Annotated in this window: 18 protein-coding genes; 2 read left to right on the top strand and 16 right to left on the bottom strand. The window is 59.2% G+C overall.

Translation table 11 applies throughout. The annotated features are described in order from the left end of the window. Positions 1-6 precede the first annotated feature (6 nt). Positions 7-3,285: an amidohydrolase family protein gene (locus DX908_RS11630; RefSeq protein WP_116392493.1), complete on the bottom strand. Its 3,279-nt coding sequence runs from the start codon at positions 3,283-3,285 to the stop codon at positions 7-9. Positions 3,286-3,449: 164 nt separating this feature from the next. On the opposite strand from DX908_RS11630, the gene DX908_RS11625 reads away from it, so the two are divergent. Beyond that, entirely contained in the window at positions 3,450-5,072 is a 1,623-nt protein-coding gene (locus DX908_RS11625; RefSeq protein WP_116392492.1) for a SulP family inorganic anion transporter, read from the top strand. Here DX908_RS11625 and DX908_RS11620 read toward each other — a convergent pair. The 10 genes from DX908_RS11620 to DX908_RS11575 form a co-directional block, all read right to left on the bottom strand. After that, a complete protein-coding gene (locus DX908_RS11620; protein WP_116392491.1) occupies positions 5,066-5,590 on the bottom strand; it encodes a P-loop NTPase family protein in 525 nt (174 codons plus the stop codon). The two genes, DX908_RS11625 and DX908_RS11620, sit on opposite strands and share 7 nt — an antisense overlap. 23 nt (positions 5,591-5,613) lie before the next feature. Further along, the gene (gene gyrB, locus DX908_RS11615) at positions 5,614-8,025 is read right to left on the bottom strand and encodes a DNA topoisomerase (ATP-hydrolyzing) subunit B (RefSeq protein ID WP_199564753.1); all 2,412 of its coding nucleotides are present in this window, start codon (positions 8,023-8,025) and stop codon (positions 5,614-5,616) included. Positions 8,026-8,163: 138 nt separating this feature from the next. After that, positions 8,164-9,282 carry a DNA replication/repair protein RecF gene (gene recF, locus DX908_RS11610; protein ID WP_116392490.1) on the bottom strand — a complete coding sequence of 373 codons (1,119 nt, stop codon included), beginning with the start codon at positions 9,280-9,282 and terminating at the stop codon, positions 8,164-8,166. Between the two features lie 4 nt (positions 9,283-9,286). Then, the gene (gene dnaN / locus DX908_RS11605) at positions 9,287-10,405 is read right to left on the bottom strand and encodes a DNA polymerase III subunit beta (protein WP_116392489.1); all 1,119 of its coding nucleotides are present in this window, start codon (positions 10,403-10,405) and stop codon (positions 9,287-9,289) included. 93 nt (positions 10,406-10,498) lie between these two features. After that, positions 10,499-11,935, bottom strand: a complete 1,437-nt coding sequence (locus DX908_RS11600; RefSeq protein ID WP_116392488.1) for a DnaA ATPase domain-containing protein — start codon at positions 11,933-11,935, stop codon at positions 10,499-10,501. Positions 11,936-12,582: 647 nt separating this feature from the next. Continuing rightward, positions 12,583-12,849: a 30S ribosomal protein S20 gene (gene rpsT / locus DX908_RS11595; RefSeq protein WP_116392487.1), complete on the bottom strand. Its 267-nt coding sequence runs from the start codon at positions 12,847-12,849 to the stop codon at positions 12,583-12,585. A gap of 72 nt (positions 12,850-12,921) precedes the next feature. After that, entirely contained in the window at positions 12,922-13,776 is an 855-nt protein-coding gene (mutM, locus tag DX908_RS11590; protein WP_116392486.1) for a bifunctional DNA-formamidopyrimidine glycosylase/DNA-(apurinic or apyrimidinic site) lyase, read from the bottom strand. Positions 13,777-13,788: 12 nt separating this feature from the next. After that, positions 13,789-14,265, bottom strand: coding sequence for a methyltransferase family protein (locus DX908_RS11585; protein WP_116392485.1), 477 nt, complete (start codon positions 14,263-14,265; stop codon positions 13,789-13,791). 23 nt (positions 14,266-14,288) lie between these two features. Then, positions 14,289-14,699, bottom strand: coding sequence for a hypothetical protein (locus tag DX908_RS11580; protein ID WP_116392484.1), 411 nt, complete (start codon positions 14,697-14,699; stop codon positions 14,289-14,291). 308 nt (positions 14,700-15,007) lie between these two features. Next, positions 15,008-15,949 (bottom strand): hypothetical protein, encoded by a 942-nt coding sequence (locus DX908_RS11575; protein WP_147303788.1) that lies wholly within the window; start codon positions 15,947-15,949, stop codon positions 15,008-15,010. Between the two features lie 267 nt (positions 15,950-16,216). Between DX908_RS11575 and DX908_RS11570 the strand changes: the two genes are divergently transcribed. After that, entirely contained in the window at positions 16,217-17,236 is a 1,020-nt protein-coding gene (locus DX908_RS11570; RefSeq protein WP_116392482.1) for a hypothetical protein, read from the top strand. 4 nt (positions 17,237-17,240) lie between these two features. Here DX908_RS11570 and DX908_RS11565 read toward each other — a convergent pair whose 3' ends face one another. The 5 genes from DX908_RS11565 to DX908_RS11550 form a co-directional block, all read right to left on the bottom strand. Beyond that, complete coding sequence (locus tag DX908_RS11565; protein ID WP_116392481.1) at positions 17,241-17,990, bottom strand: DUF4197 domain-containing protein; 750 nt, start codon at positions 17,988-17,990, stop codon at positions 17,241-17,243. Beyond that, a complete protein-coding gene (locus tag DX908_RS11560; protein ID WP_116392480.1) occupies positions 17,987-19,261 on the bottom strand; it encodes a TIGR03862 family flavoprotein in 1,275 nt (424 codons plus the stop codon). The genes DX908_RS11565 and DX908_RS11560 overlap by 4 nt, the downstream gene beginning before the upstream one ends. A 160-nt stretch (positions 19,262-19,421) precedes the next feature. Continuing rightward, positions 19,422-19,709, bottom strand: coding sequence for a GIY-YIG nuclease family protein (locus DX908_RS11555; RefSeq protein WP_116392479.1), 288 nt, complete (start codon positions 19,707-19,709; stop codon positions 19,422-19,424). 683 nt (positions 19,710-20,392) lie between these two features. Further along, entirely contained in the window at positions 20,393-20,884 is a 492-nt protein-coding gene (locus DX908_RS16180; protein ID WP_147303787.1) for a hypothetical protein, read from the bottom strand. Positions 20,885-20,989: 105 nt separating this feature from the next. After that, the gene (locus DX908_RS11550) at positions 20,990-22,888 is read right to left on the bottom strand and encodes a ribonucleoside-diphosphate reductase subunit alpha (protein WP_199564694.1); all 1,899 of its coding nucleotides are present in this window, start codon (positions 22,886-22,888) and stop codon (positions 20,990-20,992) included. Positions 22,889-23,014 lie beyond the last annotated feature (126 nt).

Here is a 23,014-nt window from a genome sequence, read left to right as displayed (position 1 = left end):
CTCCGATCAATCCTGATGCGCCGTATGCGCGACACCACCGACGGGCCGGACACCGCCGCCGGAGGTCTCCCAGTAATAAGGCGCCCGCTGGCGATCCCCCGTCACGGTCTCATTCATCGTGTCGGCCTCATAAAGGCGGCCATTCTGCATGACGTACGAGATTTTGTCCGTGTTGCTGATATCCTCCAGCGGATCCGCATCAAGGATGACAAGGTCTGCCAGTTTCCCCTCTTCGAGTGAGCCGATATCCGCCCAGAAACCGAGATGCTGGGCTGGTGAAACCGTTGCCGTGCGCAGGACTTCGATGGGGCTCATCCCACCGCGAGCAAAGGACCACATCTCCCAATGGGCGGCGAGCCCCTCTTCCTGACCATGGGCGCCGATTGACACCTTGATCCCGCGATCGGCAAGACGCTTAGCCTGATGCGCGGCATACTGATCGACGAAGTCCTCTTCAGGCGCTTTCGTGCTGCGAACGCTTGAAGGCTGAAGGATATGCGGCGGCACATGGGCCGACAGGATCGGATGCTTCCAGACATCCATCTTGTAGCGCCAATATGGATCACCACCGAGGCCCCCATACGTCACAACCAGCGTCGGGGTATAGGCGACTTCCGTCTGCTCCCAGAAGGAAAGGACATCCTCATAAAGCACCCGCTGCGGGATGTTGTGCTCAACGGAGGTGTTGCCATCCTGGATCAGCGACATGTCCATGGTGAAAAGCGAGCCGCCCTCCGGCACGACGATCAGGTTTTCCTCAATCGCTGCTTTCACCACCTGCTGGCGCTGGTCGCGGCGCGGCTGGTTGTAGTTCTTGATGCCATGCGCCCCTTGGGTTTTCAGGCGATGAACATGCGCTAGCGCATCATCATAGGTCTGAATATCAGCATAGCGGTAAGGCGATTTGGCGCCATAGACGATCTCACCCGTTGTATAGATCCGCGGCGCGAGGATCATCCCGGCCCGCTGCATCTCGGATGCCGCAAAGCTGTCATAGGATGTTGAGGGATCAAAGATCGTCGTCACGCCCAGTGCGAGATGCGCGATGGTCGACCAGTTCTGGTCCGGCACGATCCCGTCATCCGAATATGGGCCGTGCGCGTGAGCATCGACAAAGCCGGGAACAATCGTCTTGCCACTGACATCAACGCGCTTGGCGCCTGATGGCTCGGGCACCTCGCCCGCCTTGCCGATGCCAACAATGCGATTATTCTGAACGACGATGACGCCATCTTCGATGACCCCGCCATCTTCATCCGCCATGGTTACGATCTTCGCGCCGGACAGGATGACCGCGCCATTAGGCTTGTCCGCCCGCACATCGATGCTGAGTGATACACCCGACTCCGGCGGGGTGTAGCCCTCGTCATCTTCACCTTTCGGGGCAGTCGGGACCATTTCATCGAGACCCGCCGAATAAAGCACCGGGCCGAGCGTCCAGTTGAGGGTCTCTCCGTCCTCGGACCAGCTCATGAAGGTGGCCCCACCTTCACTTGCCTTGACGACAGGCACAGCTGAGCCACCTTTGCCGCCGCCGACTTTTTGCGGTCCGGGCAGGAGCGGCATGACGTAAGCGCCGTAATTGTCGCGGAAGGCGACATGCTTGCCTGTCGGGGAAATCTCCCATTCGGGCACCAGCTCACCTGTGGCATGGGTCCGCTGGGCTTCGCCATTCATATCCATGCTGACGAAGGAGAAGCCGTCTCCGCCGCCTGTCGTCACAAACAGGCGGTCATTTGATGCGCCGAATTGCGGATTGAAGCCCGACTGGGAGACCAGCCGTTGCTCACCGCCGCTCGCGGGCACGCTGTAAATGCCGGGATTATCCGACCACAGATCGGACAGGAGATACCCGCCGCTGCCGCGTTCAAATACGATGGTGTTGCCATTGGGCGAGAAAACCGGGTTCGCGTAATGCCCCGGCCGGTTGGTCACGGTGCGCGCACCGCCGCCGGAGGCCGTCACCGTCTTGACCTTGCCAAGCTCCGCATCCGTCCATTCGACATAGACAAGACGCCGGCCATCCCTCGACCATGACGGGGAAAGCTCCCGCACTCCGTCGCCAGACCGGGTCAGGCGCCGCGGTGCCCCGCCGCTCAAGCTCTTCACATAAAGCTTGCCGAGCGACTGGAACACCACACGATTGCCATCCGGGGAGACGGCGGCATAGCGCGGCATCCTCGTTTCAAAACTGTCAGGCGCCACCTCGACCTGCGGGCGCGGCGGATCGATCACGTCCCGCGTATCATTCACCGTAAACGGAATGACTTCTGCATTTCCGCTCATGTCGGCACGCATGATCTTGCCGCCCGCCCAGAAGACGATTTCGCGGCTGTCCGGCATCCAGTCCATGGCGGGGTAAAGGCCGTGCACGCCCCATGTCTCCTGCATGTCCTGATCAAGATCATCATAGATCTTGGTGATAGCGCCCGAGCGAAGATCCTTCACGTAGAGGCCGGAGAGCCCTCGCTCACGCTTTACGAAAGCCAGCTTGCGCCCATCGGGTGAAGGGGTGGGCCGCACCGCACCGCCGGCACCGCCAATGACATCCGAGCGGTCGCCAGTCTCAAGATCATATTTCTCAATGGCAAAGATCTCGCCATTTGAATCGTCCGCATAGACGAATGTATTCCCGCCCGAGGTACTGCGCGTGTAGTAGATCGACCCGCCATCCGGGGAGAACACCGGCTCACCGAGTTCCTTCTGATAGGAGCTGCCCGGTTTTTCAACGAGGGCCACCCCGCCCCCGCCGCCAAGGTGATAGAGCCAGACTTCGCCTGTCCCCAGCGAACGCGCCGTCGTGAAATGCTTACGCGCCGCGATATAGGTGCCGTCCGGGCTCCAGTCCGGTTCGTTCAGGAGACGGAATTTCTCAGACGTGATCGATCGCTTGTCCGAGCCATCGACATTCATCACCCAGATATTATCGCCGCCTTCACGGTCGGAGGTGAAGGCGATCATCTCGCCGTCCGGCGAGAATTTGGGCTGCATTTCCCATGGCATGCCTTCGGCGATCCGCGTCGGCGTGCCCCCGCTGATCGGCATGGTGTAGATGTCCCCGAGCAGGTCGAAGGCGAGCATGCGCCCGTCTGGCGACACATCGACATTCATCCATGTGCCCTCATCGACATTGATGGTGACCTCCCGCATCGGCAGCGGCGGGTTCGCCACATCCCATTTCTCGTCTTTTTTCTCTTCGTTTTCAGTCCCTTGGCCAGCCTCCTGGGCGACGGCCGGCAGCGCGAACAGGGCCGCAAGGGCTGTGGAGAGGAGCAGCTTCTTCATCGGGTCTCACCTTCATTGTTTTCCGATAAGCCCCACACTCCGGCGCTCTCCCTTGCGGGTCAAGCCGCGCCGGTGACGCAAGAAAACCTCCACGCGATGTTGCGATGCAGCATGAAAACGGTTAGGCGGGGCCACCCGACATTCAAAGCAATGGGCTTCCCGACATGCTTCAACCGACCCTCGCCGCTTTTGCGGACCGGATAAGTGTTGCCGCGCGCACTCGCGGCCCGAATCTGAGCCCCGCGCAGGCCAAAACGGAACTCCTCTCCGGGCTGACCGTCGCACTGGCCCTCGTGCCGGAGGCTGTGGCTTTTGCCTTTGTCGCAGGGGTTCACCCGCTGGTTGGTCTGTATGCCGCCTTTCTGGTCGGGCTGATCACTGCGCTGATCGGCGGACGGCCAGGCATGATTTCCGGTGCGACGGGCGCGCTCGCCGTCGTCATGGTCGCGCTCGTCTCGCAGCATGGTGTTGAGTATCTCTTTGCGACTGTCGTTCTGATGGGCCTTCTTCAGATCCTTGCCGGGGTCATGAAATGGGGCAAGTTCATTCGGCTGGTGCCGCACCCCGTGATGCTCGGCTTCGTCAATGGTCTCGCCATCGTGATCTTCATGGCGCAGCTGACCCAGTTCCAAGTACCGGGGACGGCGGAAAGCGCTGGGCACGGCATGGCGGCAGGCGAATGGCTCTCCGGCGCGCCGCTCTTCATCATGCTCGCGCTTGTGGCCCTGACCATGGTGATCATCTGGGGGCTGCCGAAACTGACCTCGATCATCCCCGCCCCGCTGGCCGGGATCGGCATCACCGCCATTCTGGTCATCGCTGTCGGCATCGACACGCCGCGCGTCGGGGATCTGGCGTCCATCAAAGGCGGTTTCCCGGCCTTCCATTTGCCCATGGTACCGCTATCGGTTGAGACCCTGAAGATCATTCTTCCCTATGCGGTGATCCTGGCGCTGATTGGCCTGATCGAGAGCCTGCTGACGCTGAACCTCGTGGGGGAGATCACGAACAAGCGCGGCGGCGCGTCACAGGAATGCGTAGCGCAAGGCGTTGCCAATACGGTTACGGGTTTCTTCGGCGGCATGGGCGGCTGCGCCATGATCGGCCAGTCCATGATCAATGTGAAATCGGGCGGCCGCACGAGGCTGTCGGGGATTTCCGCTGCTCTGTTCCTGCTTGTCTTCATTCTCTTTGCCTCGCCGCTGATCGAGAAGATCCCGCTGGCCGCGCTGGTCGGGGTCATGTTCATGGTCGTGATCGGCACGTTCGCCTGGCATTCCTTCCGTATTCTGCCGAAGATCCCGAGGACAGACGCTGTCGTCATCCTTCTCGTGACAGCCGTCACTGTATGGCAGGACCTTGCCGTCGCCGTGGTCGTCGGGGTCATCGTGTCGGCCCTCGCCTACGCCTGGACCAATGCCCGCCGCATTCACGCGAATATCAAGGATGTCAGCGATGGCCGCGTCTATCAGATCGAGGGCCCGCTCTTTTTCGGCTCGGTTGAGGGGTTCACGGAGCTGTTCCAGCCCGAGACCGACCCGGACAATGTGATCATCGATTTTGCCAATAGCCGGGTGGCGGATGGCTCCGCCCTGCGCGCGATTGAAGATGTCGCCGCGAAATATGAGGCCGCCGGCAAGCGGCTTCAGCTGCGGCATCTCTCGCGGGATTGTCACCGCCTGCTTCACCGTGCCGAACAGTTGATGGTCGATTCAGGGGATGACCCCGATTACGGCATCGCGGTCGATTATACGGTCCGTACAGGCATGGTCGGCGGCGGTCACTGACCCAGCCGGTCAAGCGTTGCGAGGAAATTGCTGACATCGTCCTTGTTCCGCAGCGTGAACGCTTTGTCCGCGACTACCGGATCTTCAAGCAGTCTGAGCGTTTTGGGCCGCCCCCGCCAGCGGTAATCAGCGACCCATTTGATGAAGGCGGGATCAAATTTCTCGACACAGCCCGGCGCCATATCCTGCCGGGTCTTGCCGTAATTCGTCAGGGAACGATGGATCGCCCGGTAAATGCGGCGGCCCGTTGAAACATCGAGGAAGACGATCAGATCCGCCCGAGCCGCACGCTCTGGCCATGTGGCAGAATAATTGCCCTCGATGACCCAGCTCTCATCCTCGATAATGCGCCGGACATTTTCGTTGAAGGTATCGCGGTCAGGCTCCACCCAGCCGGGTTGCCAGAACACCGCATCGAGATGAATGACCGGCAGTGAAAGGCGCTCGCCAATCTGGCGGGCAAGGGTCGATTTCCCTGCCCCCGCCCCGCCGATGATCATGATACGGTGCAGCTCCATATGCGTGCTCCACCCGAGGTGATCTAGATATCGAGTTCGGCTTCCAGCGCGCGTTCCTGAATGAATTCGCGGCGCGGCTCGACAACATCCCCCATCAGGCGGCTGAAGATGTCATCGGCCTCATCGGCCTCTTCAATCTGCACCTGCAGGAGTTGGCGCGCATCCGCATCAAGCGTCGTCTCCCAGAGCTGGTCGGGGTTCATCTCGCCCAGCCCCTTATAACGCTGGACAGTAATGCCCTTGGCCCCGGCCTCGCGCACGGCGTCGAGCAGCGTGCCCGGCCCCCGCACCCATGTCTCGGTTTCCTTCCGGACAAGGAAGGCCGGTTTTGCGAAAATCTCGAGCAGGGGATTGATCGCATTGGCAAGCCGTGTCGCGTCCCCACTTTGCAGGAGATCGGCGCCAATCTCATAGCGCTCCGTCACGCCGCGCAGCGTGCGGCTGAGGACGAGGCCATCTTCACCTTCAAGCTCGACCTGCCAGCCGCGCTCATATTCTTCCGAAATCATGTCGAGCCGGGCCGCAAGCCCTTCCGCCATGTCCGCCGTCAGCTCATCCGCATGAAGAATGCCGGAAAGCGCAAGCTGGACAATGACATCGCGCGGGAAGCGGTCAGGGAATGCCGACACTGCCGCAACGGAGGCGCGTGCCGCACGGACGACTTCGGCCAGATCATTACCGATCATCTCTTCGCCTGAATGGAGGCGAAGCTTCGCGCCTTCCAGACCCTCGGTATACATATAATTCGCCATTGCGTCTTCATCGAGGAGATATTGCTCGGACTTGCCGCGGGCGATTTTATAGAGCGGCGGCTGGGCGATATAGAGATAGCCCCGGCGCACGATCTCCGGCATCTGCCGGTAGAAGAAAGTCAACAGCAGCGTACGAATATGCGCACCGTCGACATCGGCGTCGGTCATGATGACGATCTTGTGATAGCGCAGCTTGTTGATGTCGAAATCATCGCGCCCGATACCGGTGCCAAGCGCCGTGATCAGCGTACCGACTTCCTGGCTCGACAGCATCTTGTCAAACCGCGCCCGTTCGACATTGAGGATTTTCCCCTTGAGCGGCAAAATCGCCTGGTTCTCCCGGTTACGGGCCTGTTTGGCAGAGCCGCCAGCGGAGTCACCCTCGACGAGGAACAGCTCGGCCTTCGCCGGGTCGCGTTCCTGACAGTCGGCAAGCTTGCCTGGCAGGGACGAAATATCGAGCGCGCCCTTGCGGCGGGTCAGCTCGCGCGCCTTGCGGGCAGCTTCCCTTGCAGTCGCGGCCTCGACGACTTTCTGGACGATGCGCTTGGCCTCGGTCGGATGCTCCTCAAACCATTCATTGAGGGCTTCGCCGACAGCCGATTCAACAACCGGGCGAACCTCGGAGCTGACCAGCTTGTCTTTCGTCTGGGAGCTGAATTTCGGATCCGGCACCTTCACCGACAAAACGCAGGTCAGGCCCTCGCGCGCGTCATCCCCGGAAAGCGAGACTTTCTCTTTTTTGAGGAGCCCGGAGGAATTTGCGTAATTGTTGACAATCCGGGTCAGCGCGGCCCGAAAACCGGCAAGGTGCGTACCGCCATCCCGCTGGGGGATGTTGTTCGTAAAGCAGAGCACTCTTTCGTGATAGCTGTCATTCCACCACATCGCGACATCGACCGTGATGCCGTCCTTCTCCGTCGAGAAGGCAATCGGCGTATCGGAGACCGGCGATTTTGCCTGATCGAGATAGCGGACAAACGCCTCAAGCCCGCCCTCATAGAAGAGCTCCTCCTCGACGGGATCGACATGCCGAAGGTCTTTCAGCACGATCTTCACACCCGAATTGAGGAAGGCAAGCTCGCGCAGACGGCGCTCCAGCGTCTCAAAATCAAATTCGGTAATAGCAAAGATTTCAGCAGACGGATGGAACGTCACGAGCGTACCGGTCTCGGATGTCTCGCCGATGACCTTGAGGTCATCGATGGCGTCACCATTCTCAAACCGCATCTCGTGCACCTTGCCGGCGCGATTGATCTTCAGCATCAGCCAGTCGCTGAGCGCGTTGACGACCGAGACGCCGACGCCGTGAAGGCCGCCCGAGACCTTATAGCTGTTCTGGTCGAACTTCCCGCCTGCGTGAAGCTGGGTCATGATGACCTGCGCCGCTGACACGCCCTCTTCTGGGTGGATGTCTGTCGGGATCCCCCGGCCATTATCGCTGACCGTCACAGAGCCATCCGCGTTCAGGATGACGCCGACCGTGTCGCAGTGACCGGCCAGCGCTTCGTCGATTGCGTTATCGACGACCTCATAGACCATGTGGTGCAGGCCCGAGCCATCATCGGTGTCACCGATATACATGCCCGGACGCTTGCGAACCGCGTCCAGACCTTTGAGAACTTTGATGGAATCGGCGCCGTATTCAGCGGGCTGGGCCGAGCCGGCCGCCTCGCCGTTCATAGATTGGTCCATTGATTTTTCACGCATTTTTATTTGCGCTTTTCTAGCGGATTCGCCGCGCGAATGCCAACCCGGACGGGGGGAAATTACCCCCTTTTTGCGAAGTTATTCATTCAATAAATTCAATAACTTAATGCATCATTCGGGATGCGCGCGCCCGCCCTCTCCGATCTCGATCATCAGGGCGCTATTCGACCAGGGCGAAAACGGCTCCCGGTCGGTTCCGGTCATGAAGGCCTGTATACGGAGAGAGGCGAGGATTTCGGCCAGTGCCGCACGCCGTGCGCCATCGAGATGGGCCGAAATTTCATCGAGAAGGAGGATGAGGGGCGCCCCGCTCCGCTGCGCTTCACTGGCCGCATGAGCAAGCACCAGGCCGACGAGGAGTGCTTTCTGCTCGCCTGTCGAGCAGAACTTGGCCGCCTGGTTTTTTTCGCGATGAGTGACCGCCAGATCAGCGCGATGCGGCCCAGCGAGCGCCCGGCCGGCTTCAGTATCCCGCCTACGGCTGCGGGCCAGATCGCCCTTCAGCCACATCTCGATCTCTGCAAGCGATTGGCCTGCGGCGATGGCTTCCTCATAGGGGCCACTGAGCGCCAGTAACGCGCCGGGAAACGCGCCGGTCCGGAGCGAGGCATAGCCCGATGCCAGCTCCTCAAGCGTCCGCTGGCGAGCCGCGACGATCGCCGCGCCATGCTCCGCCATCTGGCTTTCAAGAAGCGAGAGCAGACCCTGATCCCATTTGTCCGAAAGGACGGCCTGACGTTGGCGCATCGCCTTTTCATAGGCGAGCGAGCGCGGGGCATGGGCGGCATCACCGGTCAGGACCATGCGGTCGAGAAACCGGCGCCGATCACCGGGGGCATCAAGAAACAGACGGTCCTGCGCCGGGGTCAGCCACGCAAACCGCAGATGATCGGCAAAGACAGTGCTGGAGGAAACGGACGCCCCATCGATCTGGGCGACTTTGCGCAAGGGCTCGGGGGGCTCTGCGCGCAGCGACAGTGAGAACTCGTCATCCTCATCCCCAAGCCCGATGCCGATGCCCCAACCACCTGCGCCCTTTTGCCGGGCAACCTCCGCGGCGGTCGCACGCCGAAGCCCTCGCCCGGGGCCCATCAGGGATAAGGCTTCGAGAAGGTTGGTCTTGCCCGCGCCATTCGGCCCGTAAAGGACAATGGCCCCCGCATCCGTTCGGATATCGAGAGCCTCATAAGACCTGAAGTCGCGCAGGCTGATGCGCCGCACCCGGCGCATTGGCTCAGACCCTCAGCGGCATCAGCACGTAAAGTGCCTGAACATCATCCGTGTCCGTCACCACCGTCGGCGAGGCGGCATCGGCAAAATGGAGGGTCGCATTATCACCGGTGATCTGATCGGCGATATCGAGGAGATATTTGGCGTTAAAACCAATATCGAGATCTTCCGCGCGGTAATCGACGGAAAGCTCTTCGGTCGCGCTGCCCGTCTCGGGATTGTTGACGAGCAAGGTCAGCTGGTCCTCGCGGAGCGAGAGCTTTACCGAGCGCGTCTTGTCCGCAGAGACAGTGGAGACCCGGTCAACGGCTCGGCGGAAAGCGGCGTTCTCGACTTCGAGCACCCGGTCATTGCCGGTCGGGATGACGCGGGCATAATCCGGGAACGTGCCATCGATCAGCTTTGAGGTCAGGACGATGTCGTCAAAGGCAAAGCGGATGCGCGATTCCGAAATCGTGATCGAGATGTCATCGCCGGCATCATCGAGCAGGCGGCGCAGTTCGAGCACGGCTTTACGCGGCACAATCACGCCCGGCATATCGGCAGCCCCATCGGGGAGCTCCGCATCAAGGCGGGCCAGACGGTGACCGTCCGTTGCGACCGCCCGGAGGACCGATTTGCCATCTTCCTGATGGGCATGAAGATAGATGCCGTTGAGGTAGTAGCGCGTCTCCTCCTGGCTCATCGCAAAACGGGTGCGATCAACAAGGCGGCGCAGATCCGCAGTCGGCATGGTGAAGCTCGCGCCCTCTCCGTCCCCGGCAAGAGAGGGGAAATCCTGATCCGGCAGAACCGCGAGCTGGAACTCAGACTTGCCTGCAGAGACCGTCAGCCGTCCGCCGTCTTCGCCGCTGTCGAGCGCGATCTGCGCGCCCTCAGGCAGCTTCTTGACGATGTCGAAAAGCGTGATCGCCGATGCCGTGATCCCGCCATTGGCGGTGACATCAGCCGGAATCTGCTCAACAATCTCGATATCGAGATCGGTCGCCGTCAAGGACATGGTACCGCCCTCCGCGCGCATCAGCACGTTGGAGAGGATCGGAATAGTGTTCCGCCGTTCCACGACACTCTGGACGTGGTTGAGGGCTTTCAGGAACGTCGCCCGTTCAATCGTAACCTGCATGTAGTTCGCCTGATCCTGGCTAAGGTGGGCTGCGATAAAAGCACAGCCCGACCCATGATGCCAGTGTGATCTTTGGGAGGGAGCGGAAGCGCCTTAGAGCCCGAAATGATCGAAAATCGTATTGATCTTGTGCCCGAATGTCTTGTCGCCGGTCGAGAAGATTTCCGCCTGATCGATGGAATGCATCACTGTTGTGTGATCACGAGCGATCATGCTGCCAATTGCTTTAAGGCTTTCATCCGTCAGCTTACGAGCAGAGAGACAGAAAGCCTGCCGGGCACGAACCAGTTCACGTCGGCGCGACTTGCTGCGCAGATCTGCTGAGGTCACCCCGAAGGTGCTGGCCGTGAAGCTGAAGACGTCTTCAAGAGTTGTCTGCGCTTTCTGGCTTGCCAGTTTCTCGGACAGGATTTCCCGAACCCACTCATCTGTGATCGGGCCGTCATTGTCACGCGCAACGATTGCGATCTCGAAATAACGCAGGATACCGAGGAGTTCGCGAACGGAGACATCGCAGCGCCGGGCGATATAATCGAGATGGCGTTGGGGAATCTCCGTACCCGTTCGTGCCGTGAACTGTTCAGCTGAACGATTGACGATACGCAAGCGCAGGATGGCATCCGGCTTACCGATGCGGATGCTCGCGCCGCCCTTGAGGCGTTCGGTCAGTCGAGGTGAGATACCAGTCTCTGCAAGCTCGCCCGGTGAGAGAGCGCCAGCTACGAGGATTGGCTTACCGAGCGGCTGGAACCGCTCCATCAGGCAAGCGAGTTCTTCTTGCGTCCGTTTCCGGCCACGAAGCAGCTGGACATCATCAAAGACCAGAAGGTCTGTGTCATTGAGGTGTGCGCGCAGATCCTTGATCGAATTCGAAACGACCGCGTCAGATACGTCCGCCACAAGACTTTCATAGGTGATGTACATGATGCGCCGGCCTGGGAAGCGGCGGCTATACTCATTACACGCGGCATTCAGGAGGTGCGATTTGCCGTAGCCATTATTGCCATAGAGGTAGGTCACCGGCGCGCCGGACCCTTCGATCACCTGCTCGGTTGCGAGCCGTGCCATACGATTTGTTTCGTTGACGCAGAAATTGTCGAGGGTCTGCATGGCATTGACCAGTACGTTGAGAGAATTGTCGGAAGGCTGTGTCGTCTCTTCGTCTGATTCAGGCAAGGGGGCAGCAGAAATTTCGCGTGCCGGGCGCGCCATCAGCGCAGCACTGGCCTGTTTTGCAGCATCTTCAGCACGGATCACTGATGACATTTGCACGCCTTCTGCCCCTTCACAGATCTCAATCGTTTCTACCGGCCCGAAATGCTCACACCAGAGCGCGTGAACACCTGTCGCAAAGCGCGTCGAGATACGATCAGCAGCCAGACGGTTCTTGGCAAAGAGCGTTGCGCGGCGGGAGTCATATTCACCTACATCGATAGGATCGAAATAGCTGGTGTAGATGTCGGTGCCGTAGAAGTCTTTCAGGCCATCGCGGAACGCGGCCAGTTTCGTTTCTTGGTTTTCTTGCGTCATGTTGGTTGAGATGCCCCGAAGCAACAGACCCTACCCACCCCGAATGGGCTCGAGGGTACACAGATCAAAAATGAATTACTGAAATTGCCGGCAGGTAAAATTTAGGACCAGTCGACAAGAAGGGGGTTTAAACTACGCGCCCCCAGGGACAGAACTTCGCCCCGTGACAAGAAGAAGGATAGGGAATGCGGCCTCATGAGTGGTTGCTAGAATTTCAGCCTTACTCATTTGCGAGTCCGTCCGCATTTTCTGCCCCTATCTTAATTTGTCAGGGCACCGCCCTAATCGGCACCCGGTTCAAGAACACTAGATATCCTAAGGGCTGTCTGACAAGCCTTCAATTCACCGATTATGTGACTTGACATGCATTATGGTGAATAAATTTTACGCCAGAACTTTGCGAATCAACGGTTTGGAGCCAGCTTCGAACATGCAATTTTTTTTCCGCATATTTACCCACATCAGCGCCGTCAAAAAATTCCAGAAAGTGCTGTTGCAGCATAGGAATTTTAAATTTTAGCAGAACGCACTCTTTGCGCTTAGGACGTAGAGGTCTTAATTGCAGAGTTTCGACTACGCAACAAAAAAGCCCGCCTCTTACGAGACGGGCTTGTTACTTTGTTCAGCACACAGAATTGTGTATGCGATTATGCAGCGACAGCTTTAACCCGGCCCGACAGGCGGGACAGTTTACGTGACGCTGTGTTCTTGTGGATAATTCCGCGGCTAACCGCCCGCTGCAGTTCAGACGTCGCGTCGCGCAGCGCAGTTTGTGCGCCCGATGCATCGCCGGCTGCAATCGCCTCCTCAACGCGGCGCAGGAAAGTGCGCACGCGGCTGCGGCGTGATTTGTTCACGGCGGTCCGGCGTTCGATTTTGCGGACCATTTTCTTGGCCGATGACGTATTCGCCATGGGATATTCTTCTCCGGGTCGGATGAGACAAGGACGCGCCTATAGTCCGCTGAATAAGCTGGGTCAACGCATTTATCGCTGACATGTGCCGCAAAAGAAAGTGGAGCGGCCAGACTGGACGAGGCGTTGTATCGGTGAGGCGCATTTTCGGCATGCCTCCCCTGCCCGGTCATAGACGTCAAAGCGGTGCTGGAAATAGCCCATCGCGCCATCTGCGGCCGCAAAATCCCGCAAAGTGGACCCGCCGGCCTCGACCGCCTCCTGCAGCACGTCCTTGATGGCCCTGACCAGCTTCTCCGCCCGTGCAGGCCCGACGGTACGGGCCATCCGGCGGGGAGAAAGGCCGGCCCGGTAAAGGGCCTCACAGACATAAATATTGCCCAACCCCGCCACGACCCGCTGGTCGAGAAGCGCAGCTTTAAGGGGCGCTGATTTGCCTGCCAGCCGCAACCGCAGCGTGTCGGCGGTCAGCTCATCAGAGAGCGGCTCCGGTCCCATCCGGGCGAAATGCGCAGAACTGGCAAGCTCCCCTGCCGGTACGAGATCCATGAACCCAAACCGCCGGGGATCGGCATAAGTCACGCGGGCGAGGCCTTTCGGCCCTTCCAGCTCAAAGATGACATGGACATGGCGATCTCCCGCGACATCATGATGATAATTGCCCGGCGCGCCCTTCCCTTCGATGCTGAAACGGCCCGTCATTCCCAGATGCATAATGAGATGCTCACCGCTCTCAAGCTCACCGACCAGATATTTGGCCCGTCGCATGAGCCTGATCATCCGCTGGCCTTCGAGGCGGGAGATGAATTTCTCCGGGAAAGGGAAACGCAGGTCGGGCCGGTTGAGGGTGACCGAGGTGATCCTTGCCCCCTCCATCACTGGCGCCAGCCCGGCGCGGACGGTTTCGACCTCCGGCAATTCAGGCATAGTGAAGTGCCCTCATCCGAACCAGCGCCGCACCCTTGCCCGATACTCTTCCCATTCCTGCCCGAAAAGCGCGGCGAGGTGTTGCTCTTCGCGGACAATGGCGAGCCGGGTCACGGCGAAAACGAAGATGATCGCACTGATCAGGAACCAGGCACTGCCGGTGAAGGCAGCCCCTGCCATGATGATCATCACATTGCCGAAATAGACGGGGTTCCGGGAATATTTGAAGGGTCCGTCCGTTACCAGCTTGGTGGCCGGTTTATGCGGCATGATCTCCGTCCGGTATTTGCGAAAGGTCTCGAATACCCATCCATCAATGACAAAAGCCGCCGCCAGCATCCCGAGGCCAAGCTCAACGAAGCGCTGGCCGGTATCGAGCGGAATAACCTTCGCAAGAAGGAGCGGCCCGAGCAGGCAAAAGCCAAGCAGAATTGGCGGCCATGGAATGGTATTCGGCCGTTCGGCGTAATTATGGGGTTCGGTCGGCATCGCTTGCCTTTAGGCGCTTCGGCTTAAAGGCCCAAACTCGTTTTGAGATGCTGGCGCTGGAGGGGCAGCAATTGCGGCAGCGTATCGATGACAGCTGCGACCTCTGTCGAATTGACCCGGCCGACTTGCACATCGCCATCCACCCGGATCTGGCTGTGACTGGCACCAGAAGAGATGTGATAGGTCTCTTCATCCACATCGGCAGCTGCATCTCGCAAATCGGAAAGAATGGCACCCGCCGCAAGGCCGGTAATGATCTCGGGCCGCTCCGCTGTCAGATCAACAGCGACCGCCGTACCCTGATAATCAACGAAGGCGACAAGGAGACGGCCATCCAGCGTGGCACTGAGAAGTTCATAGCTGCGGTCTTCCGCTGCCATGCTCCCCGCGACAGCCATCGTCCCGGCTGTCAGGTTCAGCAAATGCTGTAACATATCAGTCGCTAACCTCCCTCAGGCAGCTACCTATATCCCTCCCGGATTCCGCCAAAACTGCCGGTTCGCATGGCAGTCATGAAGCAGAACATCCCCGCAAGGGACTCAAGTAGAAGTGCGGTGGACGTATTCTGTCCAGAGATCATCGCATGTTCTGACCAAAAATTTATCCGCAATTGGATGATTTTATCACATCACAGTCAGTGGAAAACATCATTTTCTGACATGGTTTCAAAGGGTTAAATGGATAAGATAAACGGCCGGAAATCGGTGGATTCCCAGCCGCTGCCCCCTGTCTCGTTCCAGGATCAGGCCGCTTCTCCCTCTGGGGGAAGTAAGAGCGGTGGCCCGTCACCCTGCGGTCCATCTGAGTCGTCATCATTTCCAGCCATACGCTCGATATCCTGAAAATTGCCCAGAAGGCCCGTGGCTTCAGTCGGGACCACAAAGATCTTGGCCCGACCGGCATTCAGTGTTCGCAGCAAATGCTGACGGATGATCCCGTCAAACATCTGCGCGATGGCGCGTTCATCCGCCTTTGAGGTGATGGTGCCCATCGCCTCACGCGCCCTTGCCAGATCCGCGATCAGGTCCGGCCCCCTGGCGCCTGAGGCACGATAAAGATCAGGCGTCCTCAGGATGACGGTGACGTTGATCAACTGCAGGCCAAGGCCGAGATGATCCTTTGCAGCATCCGGCCCGATCTCCCGAGACAGCGCGGCAAGCGTATTGTCACGGATCGGCAGCAGGTTCTCGATGACATCCCGCTGCGCCCAGCGCCCGACTTCAGCCGACAGGATCTCACGCAGCCGCCGCGGCAGCTCGATTGAGATCTGCTGCAGGATCCCCGCATTCAGGAGCCCTGCGACAAGCACGGAGTCGTCAATCAGCCGGAAGCTGATACTGACATCGCCCAGGACGCGGCCGCCTTCCTTTGTCGGAAATGAAAGCTCCTCGACACAGAGCAGCGTTTCATCCGTGCGCAGATTCCCTCGCGATGACGCAAGGGTCGGCGGCTCAAAGCGAACACCGGGTCTGGGGTCCAGTGCCCCCAGCTGGCGTGCATCGACGCGCCGCGCGAATAAGGGAGCCAAATGATTGGCCCTTTTCGTCAGGAAACCGCGCCTGAGCCATTTGCCGACATAGACACCGAGCTCTGTGCGCTCGATCCTTGTGCCGGCCGGCAGGTTGATGAGGTCACGACTATCCACGACAGCCGCAGCCCCTTGTACTCGTTCAGTTTTTTTCACGTCGACACCCCCATAGCTGTCTCGACGACGCGAATATCGCGGCGAGTACGGACGAAATAAAGGGTAAAGAGTGCGCCTTATGCCGGCTCAATCCTCGCAAAAAAGAGCAAATATTGATGAGCAGGAGGAAACTTGCCGGGTTCGGCAGGTACCGGCTATACAGTGGAGAATTTGGCAAAATTTGAGAAGTTTTCTCGAATTTCAGGGCAATTGTCGCATTTGCCACCCTCTGATTGTGGTGGCAGGGCGGCGCGGGAGGCTGGCGAGATGGTTTCTGATCGCAGGACATTACCGCTGCACATCCTTTCGCGCGTCCACGCGAAGCAGAATCTCGGCTATGGCGGGATCAAGAACCTGGCTCAGAGTGCCGCCGAGCGGGTGGGCCCGGCAGGTGACGTCGACAATGCTTATAAGTTGATCAAGGCGTTCCTTGATTCAGGCACCCCCCTACGCGGGGTGCCCGAACAGGCCCTGATCGAAGAGCTGCGCGAGAATTTTCAGGAGGCGGAGAATGGCGTTCAGCCCTCTCATGCCGCGATCCTCGATGCCGTGATCTCCGAGAATTACGAGCTTGGCCGCGACACGCTGATTAAGTTCTTTGCGCCTTATGAGAAGACTGACCTTGTCGCCAAGAACCTCCGGGGGGAGAGCATTGCCTCGATCCTGGACGGGCCGTCGGCAGATTTTGCCGTCCTCGACAGCGCCAAGCACATCTCCCAGACTTTCGCGCTCGCCGCGCTGATGTTCAACCGAAGCGCCGATGACGTTACGCCCTCCGATCCGCGTTTCTCCGCAAAGAAGCATTTCAGCTTCATCCGGCGCAGTACGGGCAATTTTGACGGGCTGGTCGTGCATGGCCTGAAATTCGAACCGCATGCGGAGCGGTCAGGCTACACCTATTTCTCCGAGAAATATGAGCGCCACGACCATAACGGCCAGTCACTGGGCAGCCGGGAGGCCAATGGCGTCTCCTTTTTCGACCAGTCCCATGTCTTTGGCCTTGCCCGCACGGCGCACCGTCCGGTGTTGAGCTATTTTGTCGGCCATCGTCCGTCAGATGACGATTTTTACTGGTTCGACGGCATGCTGACGACCATCAATTCGACTGGTCGCCGGATCTCGGCCCGCGGCCTTTGCATCTGGCACGAGAATGAAGAGGTCAAGCGCTCACTCACCGGTATGCGCAGCACGGAGGATATAACCGCCGCGCTGACCACCGACCGGCTGCGCTCTGCCTTTGAAGGTTGGCTGAATGATCGCAGCCGTCAGGATATCGTAACGCTCTGAGCCGTCAGCCGAAGACCCGCTTGAGGATCTCGGATGTCCGTTTGGCCGGATTGCTGCGGATCGCCGCCTCTTCCTGCCCGATATAATAGAAGAGACCGTCGAGGCCCTTGCCCACGCCATGCTCGATAAGATCGTTTTTCGCATCGGCACCAAGCTGCGGCGCGAGCGGCACATTGCGCAGGCTTGCCACAAGATTATCGAATGTCTGGATCGCGCCCGCCCGCTGCAGCGCGGATTCCATGACCGGCGTGAACAGCGAGGTCAGCGCCGGCGTCGTGCGCCGTTCGAAATAGTCGGTTGCCGAAGTCGGCCCGCCATTGACGATACCGATCGCATCCGAAATGCTCAGAGAACGGATCGCATCGAGGAAGATCGATTTAGCCTGCGGCGCAGCCGCCTCCGCCCCGCGGTTGATCTGGAGCTCAAGATCATCAAGCAGGCCGGAGAGCCCGAGCGGGCGAAGCTGGGACTGAATGCTGGCCAGACGGCTGGGCAGCGGAATATGGATACGCCCATCGCGGAAATAACCGTCATTGCGTCCAACCTGCGCAATCGCGGAGAGGATGCCCTGCTCAAGCGCTGCGCGAATGCCTTGCGCCGCTTCGGCGGAGGTCACGCCGCTGGTGCCGCCCGTGGTGCCAGTGCCGGAAAGAACGGCGCCAAGGATTGCCTCCTGCTCGGCCGTCGTACAGGCGGCCAGTAACCCGGCGGGCAAGAGGCCGAGAAGATGGCGGCGGGTCGGTTTCATGGTCATGCGGCGTCCCCTTTATCTGTGACACCGTTTTGCCCGTTCGGCGCAGCGCTGTCGAGCAGCCAGCTGCAGGCACCCTGACCTGCCCGGCGGCCCGTCGCGAAGCACGCCGTCAGCAGATAACCGCCCGTCGGCGCATCCCAACCAAGCATTTCGCCTGCGCAGAATGTGCCGGGCCGATCTTCCAGCATCAATTCTTCTGTCAACGCCGCGAAAGGCACCCCGCCCGTCGTCGAGATGGCCTCGTCAAGCGGCACCATTCCAGTGATCCGTAAAGGGAGCGATTTGATTGCCTTCGCTAGAGCGGCCGCATCTTCCAGCACCTCTTTAGGAGTGAATTCATAGAGCAGCGCCTTTTTCACGCCGGTCAGGCGCGCCGCCTTTCGCAAGTGATTGCTCATCGACTGGCGACCGCGCGGTCGGGACAGCCTTTCGGTCAGCGCCTCTTCTGAAACATCCGGCAACAGATCAATATTGAGGAGAGCCTCACCTGCCGCAAGCGCCTCTCGAAGCGGGGCGGAGACCATGTAAATACCGCCGCTTTCGACCCCGCGTTCGGTGATCACGAATTCCGCCCGCGTTGAGACATCCCCCGCGGTCAAGCGGATATTCTTGACCGGCGCGCCGGCATAGGTCTCATTCATATGCGCCGACCAGTCAACGAGAAAGCCGCTATTGGACGGCATGAAGGGGGTGACGGGGATATCTTCTTTCGCAAAATGCTCTGCCCACGCCCCATCTGAGCCGAGCCGAGACCAGCTTGCGCCCCCCAGCGCGAAGATGACCACCTCCGCCGTCACGGCTTTTGGCCCGTCCGGCGTCTCGAACAAAAGCGCGCCGTCTTCGTCCCAGCCGGTCCAGCGATGCCTAGTATGAAGTGTCGCGCCGCCGTCTTCCAAGCGCCGCAACCAGGCGCGCAAAAGCGGTGAGGCCTTCATCATGCTGGGGAAGACCCGGCCGGTCGGCCCGGTTTGGGCTTCAATCCCTAACTCTTCCATCCAGCGGATGATCATATGCGGAGTGAAATCAGCTACGATCTCCGCCAAGCGGCCCTCATCCTCGCTATACCGGGCAAGGAACATCTCAAGCCCCTCCGTATGCGTGATGTTCAGCCCCGACTTGCCCGCCATCAGGAATTTGCGCGCAGGCGACGGCATGGCGTCATAAATATCGACGGCGATGCCGTGATCGGTGAGCATCTCCGCGGCCATCAGGCCAGCGGGACCGGCCCCGATGATCACGGCGCGTGCAATTTCATGAGAAGGTGAGGTCATCGCGCGCCTCTAGCCGGACTTTCGCCCAAGGCAAAGTGGCTGCCTAAAGATCCGCTGCCCTTCGAACTTAGCGCCGTCATCCCGCGGCTTGACGGGTGGAGAGCCGGCGCCTCAGAGGCGGATCCCCGCCGGTGCGGGGATGAGCGGAGGAAAATGAAGCTCAGCCAAAGAGGCTGTTGAACAGATCAACCCAGTCGGGATTTGTCTCTTCAATCAGGCGCATTTTCCACGCCCGGTTCCATTTTTTGATCTGTCGCTCACGAGTGAAGGCATCTTCGCGTGCCTCGTGGATTTCATACCAGACGAGACGAGAGCAATTATATTTCGACGCGAAGCCTTTGCGGATTTGTTCGCGGTGCTCCCATGTCCGGTTCTCGATATCTTCCGTATGCCCTGTATAAATCACCCCGCCGGGCCGATTGGTCACCATGTAGACATAGAACGCCATGGCGTGGGGTTAGCATATTTCTCTTTCCCTCTCACCCCGCTCATGCCCGCGAAGGCGGGCATCTGATCTTGAGGGATGAGGGTTGGGCTCTGTCTTCCCACTCACCGAGAATGAGAGATCGGTGCCTCAGAGGCAGATCCCCGCCTTCGCGGGGATGAGCGGATGGTGGGGTGAGTTCTGGGAATGCTGGGGTTCGCTCTTGGCCGAAACACCGTAGGCGGATGGCTACGTAATCCGTCCTGCTAGCTCTCTCACCCCGCTCATGCCCGCGCAGGCGGGCATCTGGTCTTGTGTGATGCGGGTTGGGCTCTGTCTTCCCACTCATCGAGAACGAGAGACCGGCGCCGCAGAGGCGGATCCCCGCCTGCGCGGGGATGAGCGGATGGTGGGGTAGGTTCTGAAAATGCCGGGGTTCACCTAGACGAAACACCGCAGGCGGATGGCTACGTAATCCGTCCTGCTAGCTCTCTCACCCCGCTCATGCCCGCGCAGGCGGGCATCTGGTCTTAAGGGATGAGGGTTGGGACCTGTCTTTCCACTCTCCAAAAATGAGAGATCAGCGCATCAGAGGCGGATCCCCGCCTGCGCGGGGATGAGCGGATGGTTGGGTGGGTTCTGGGAATGCCGAGGTCCGCACTTGGACGAAACATCGCATGCGGATGGTTATGCAATCTAATTGCCTGCTATACTGAGGCACCACTAATCATCAGTATTGCTTTGCCAGCAAACCAAGTTCCTGGCAGGAAGCATACATATGACAATGCCCCTGATATCACACCTACAAAAAAGGAGCGCCCTATCAATTTTGACGATCCTTCTGACTTTTCCTTATACCACTCAAGCGTTTCGTCTCGATAGCTTTTTAATCGATGATACGTATCAATATCATAATATTCTTTGATCAGCAGCAGGTCTCTTCCACGCTCATACTGAACTTTATGCGAATGCCACTGAAAATTCAAATAACCACAAAGCACGGCAAAACTAGCGAAAATTATACCCGATATATAAAAACCAGCCGCCCAAAGAATATCTTTTGCCGGAATAAATGCACCACTCTCTTGCACAGCAGCAAGAAAAGCCGGAAAAATCACTAGAGCCCCACCATTCAAGATATAAGCATTCTTTACTGCAATTGTCCCGTATTGGTGGGACGCAGCTTCATATGCGATCAATCGTGGATTAGTTCGCTCCCAGACACCTTGCGTCTCCGCAACATGCTCTAAGTGTATTTAGCGCTTTTCTTCTCCTGAGGGCAATAATCGCTACCTCTCACCCCATCACTGACACGCCAGACACTCGTCATAATCCGTCTTCTCCGGCAGGAGCATCGGGGAGACATTTTCCTCGCGTCCCTTGCCGCCGGCAAAGGCCGTACGCTGAACGGATTTGGAGCGGCAGTAGTAGAGCGACTTCACGCCCTTCTCCCACGCGGTCCAGTGCAGCATGTGCAGATCCCATTTGTCGACATCACCGGGGATGAAGACATTGATCGACTGGGACTGGCAGATGAAGGGTGCGCGGTCGGCGGCAAGGTCGATGACCCAACGCTGGTCGATTTCGAACGCCGTCTTGAACGTGTCCTTTTCGTCCTGAGACAGACAATCAAGATGCTGGACCGAGCCTTCATGCTCGAGGATCGAGGCCCAGGTGTCATCATCGTTCAGGCCCTTGTCTTCAAGGAGCTGCTCAAGCGCGCGGTTCTTGACCGTGAAGGAGCCCGACAGGGTCTTGTGCGTATAGACATTGGCCGGGATCGGCTCGATGCAAGGGGACGCGCCGCCGCAGATGATCGAGATCGACGCCGTCGGCGCAATCGCCATTTTGTGGCTGAAGCGCTGTTTGATGCCGCGTTCTTCCGCATCCAGACATGGCCCACGTTCCTCGGCGAGTTTCACCGATGCGGCGTCCGCGCCCATCCGGATATGTTTGAAGAGACGGATGTTCCACGATTTGGCCATCGCGCTTTCGAACGGCACGCCCATTTCCTGCAGGAAGGAGTGGAAGCCCATGAGGCCGAGACCGACCGAGCGCTCGCGCTGTGCTGAGTAAACGGCCTTCGCCATTTCCGTCGGCGCTTCCTGGATGAAGCTTTCAAGCACGTTGTCGAGGAAGCGCATGACGTCTTCGACGAAGCGCGGCTCGTCCTTCCACTCGAAATATTTCTCGGCATTGATCGAGGAGAGGCAGCAAACGGCCGTCCGCTCATTGCCTAGATGGTCCTTGCCGGTGTGCAGCATGATCTCGGCACAGAGGTTCGAGGTCGAGACCTTCAGCCCCAGATCGCGCTGGTGCTTGGCCATGGCGCGGTTCACCGTGTCCGAGAAGATGAGATAGGGCTCACCCGTCTGCAGGCGGATCTCAAGGATCTTCTGCCACAGCTTGCGGGCGCTCACGGTACGGATGACCTCATTGGTCTTGGGCGAGCGCAGGCCGAATTCCTCATCCGCCGCGACCGCTTCCATGAACTCATCGGTGATGTTGAGGCCGTGATGCAGGTTCAGCGATTTACGGTTGAAGTCGCCGGAGGGTTTGCGGATTTCGAGGAACTCCTCGATTTCCGGGTGGTGGATGTCGAGATAGCAGGCGGCCGAGCCGCGGCGCAGCGAGCCCTGGCTGATCGCAAGGGTCAGCGAATCCATCACGCGGATGAAAGGAATGATGCCAGACGTTTTGCCCTGGCCCTTCACCGTCTCGCCGATCGAGCGGACCTGGCCCCAATAGGTGCCGATGCCGCCGCCATTGGACGCAAGCCACACATTCTCGTTCCATGTCCCGACAATGCCGTCGAGCGAATCACCCACCGCATTGAGGAAGCAGGAGATCGGCAGGCCGCGTTTCGCGCCGCCATTCGAGAGGACGGGGGTCGCCGGCATGAACCAGAGCTTCGAGATATAGTCATAGATGCGCTGGGCGTGGTCAGCGTCATCGCCATAGGCGGTCGCGACCCGGGCAAACATGTCCTGATAGCTTTCGCCCTCGAGCAGATAGCGGTCATCCATGGTCTTTTTGCCGAAATCCGTCAGCAGGGCATCGCGCGACCGGTCGACCTGAACCTCGCGGACGACTTTGAGGACCGGACGAGCGTCGGATTTGGGTTCGGCGGCGGGCTGGGCCGGTGCCGTCACCGTTTCCTCAACTGTTTTCCGGGCCGTTTCGGTCATGGAAAGGTCGCGCATTTTTGTTCCTCTCTTGTTCCCCAAACCGTCCTTGCTGGGCACCACATCTAGAGGTGCATAACGCTTCACGGTCAAGATATGGTTTTACACAGGAGTAACCACGTCGCGCTTTTCGGGTTAACAAGC

Source organism: Parvularcula marina, from assembly GCF_003399445.1.
GTDB classification, from domain to species: domain Bacteria; phylum Pseudomonadota; class Alphaproteobacteria; order Caulobacterales; family Parvularculaceae; genus Parvularcula; species Parvularcula marina.
Note: the sequence above shows the minus strand (reverse complement) of the source record. Positions and strands in the feature narration are given on the sequence as shown.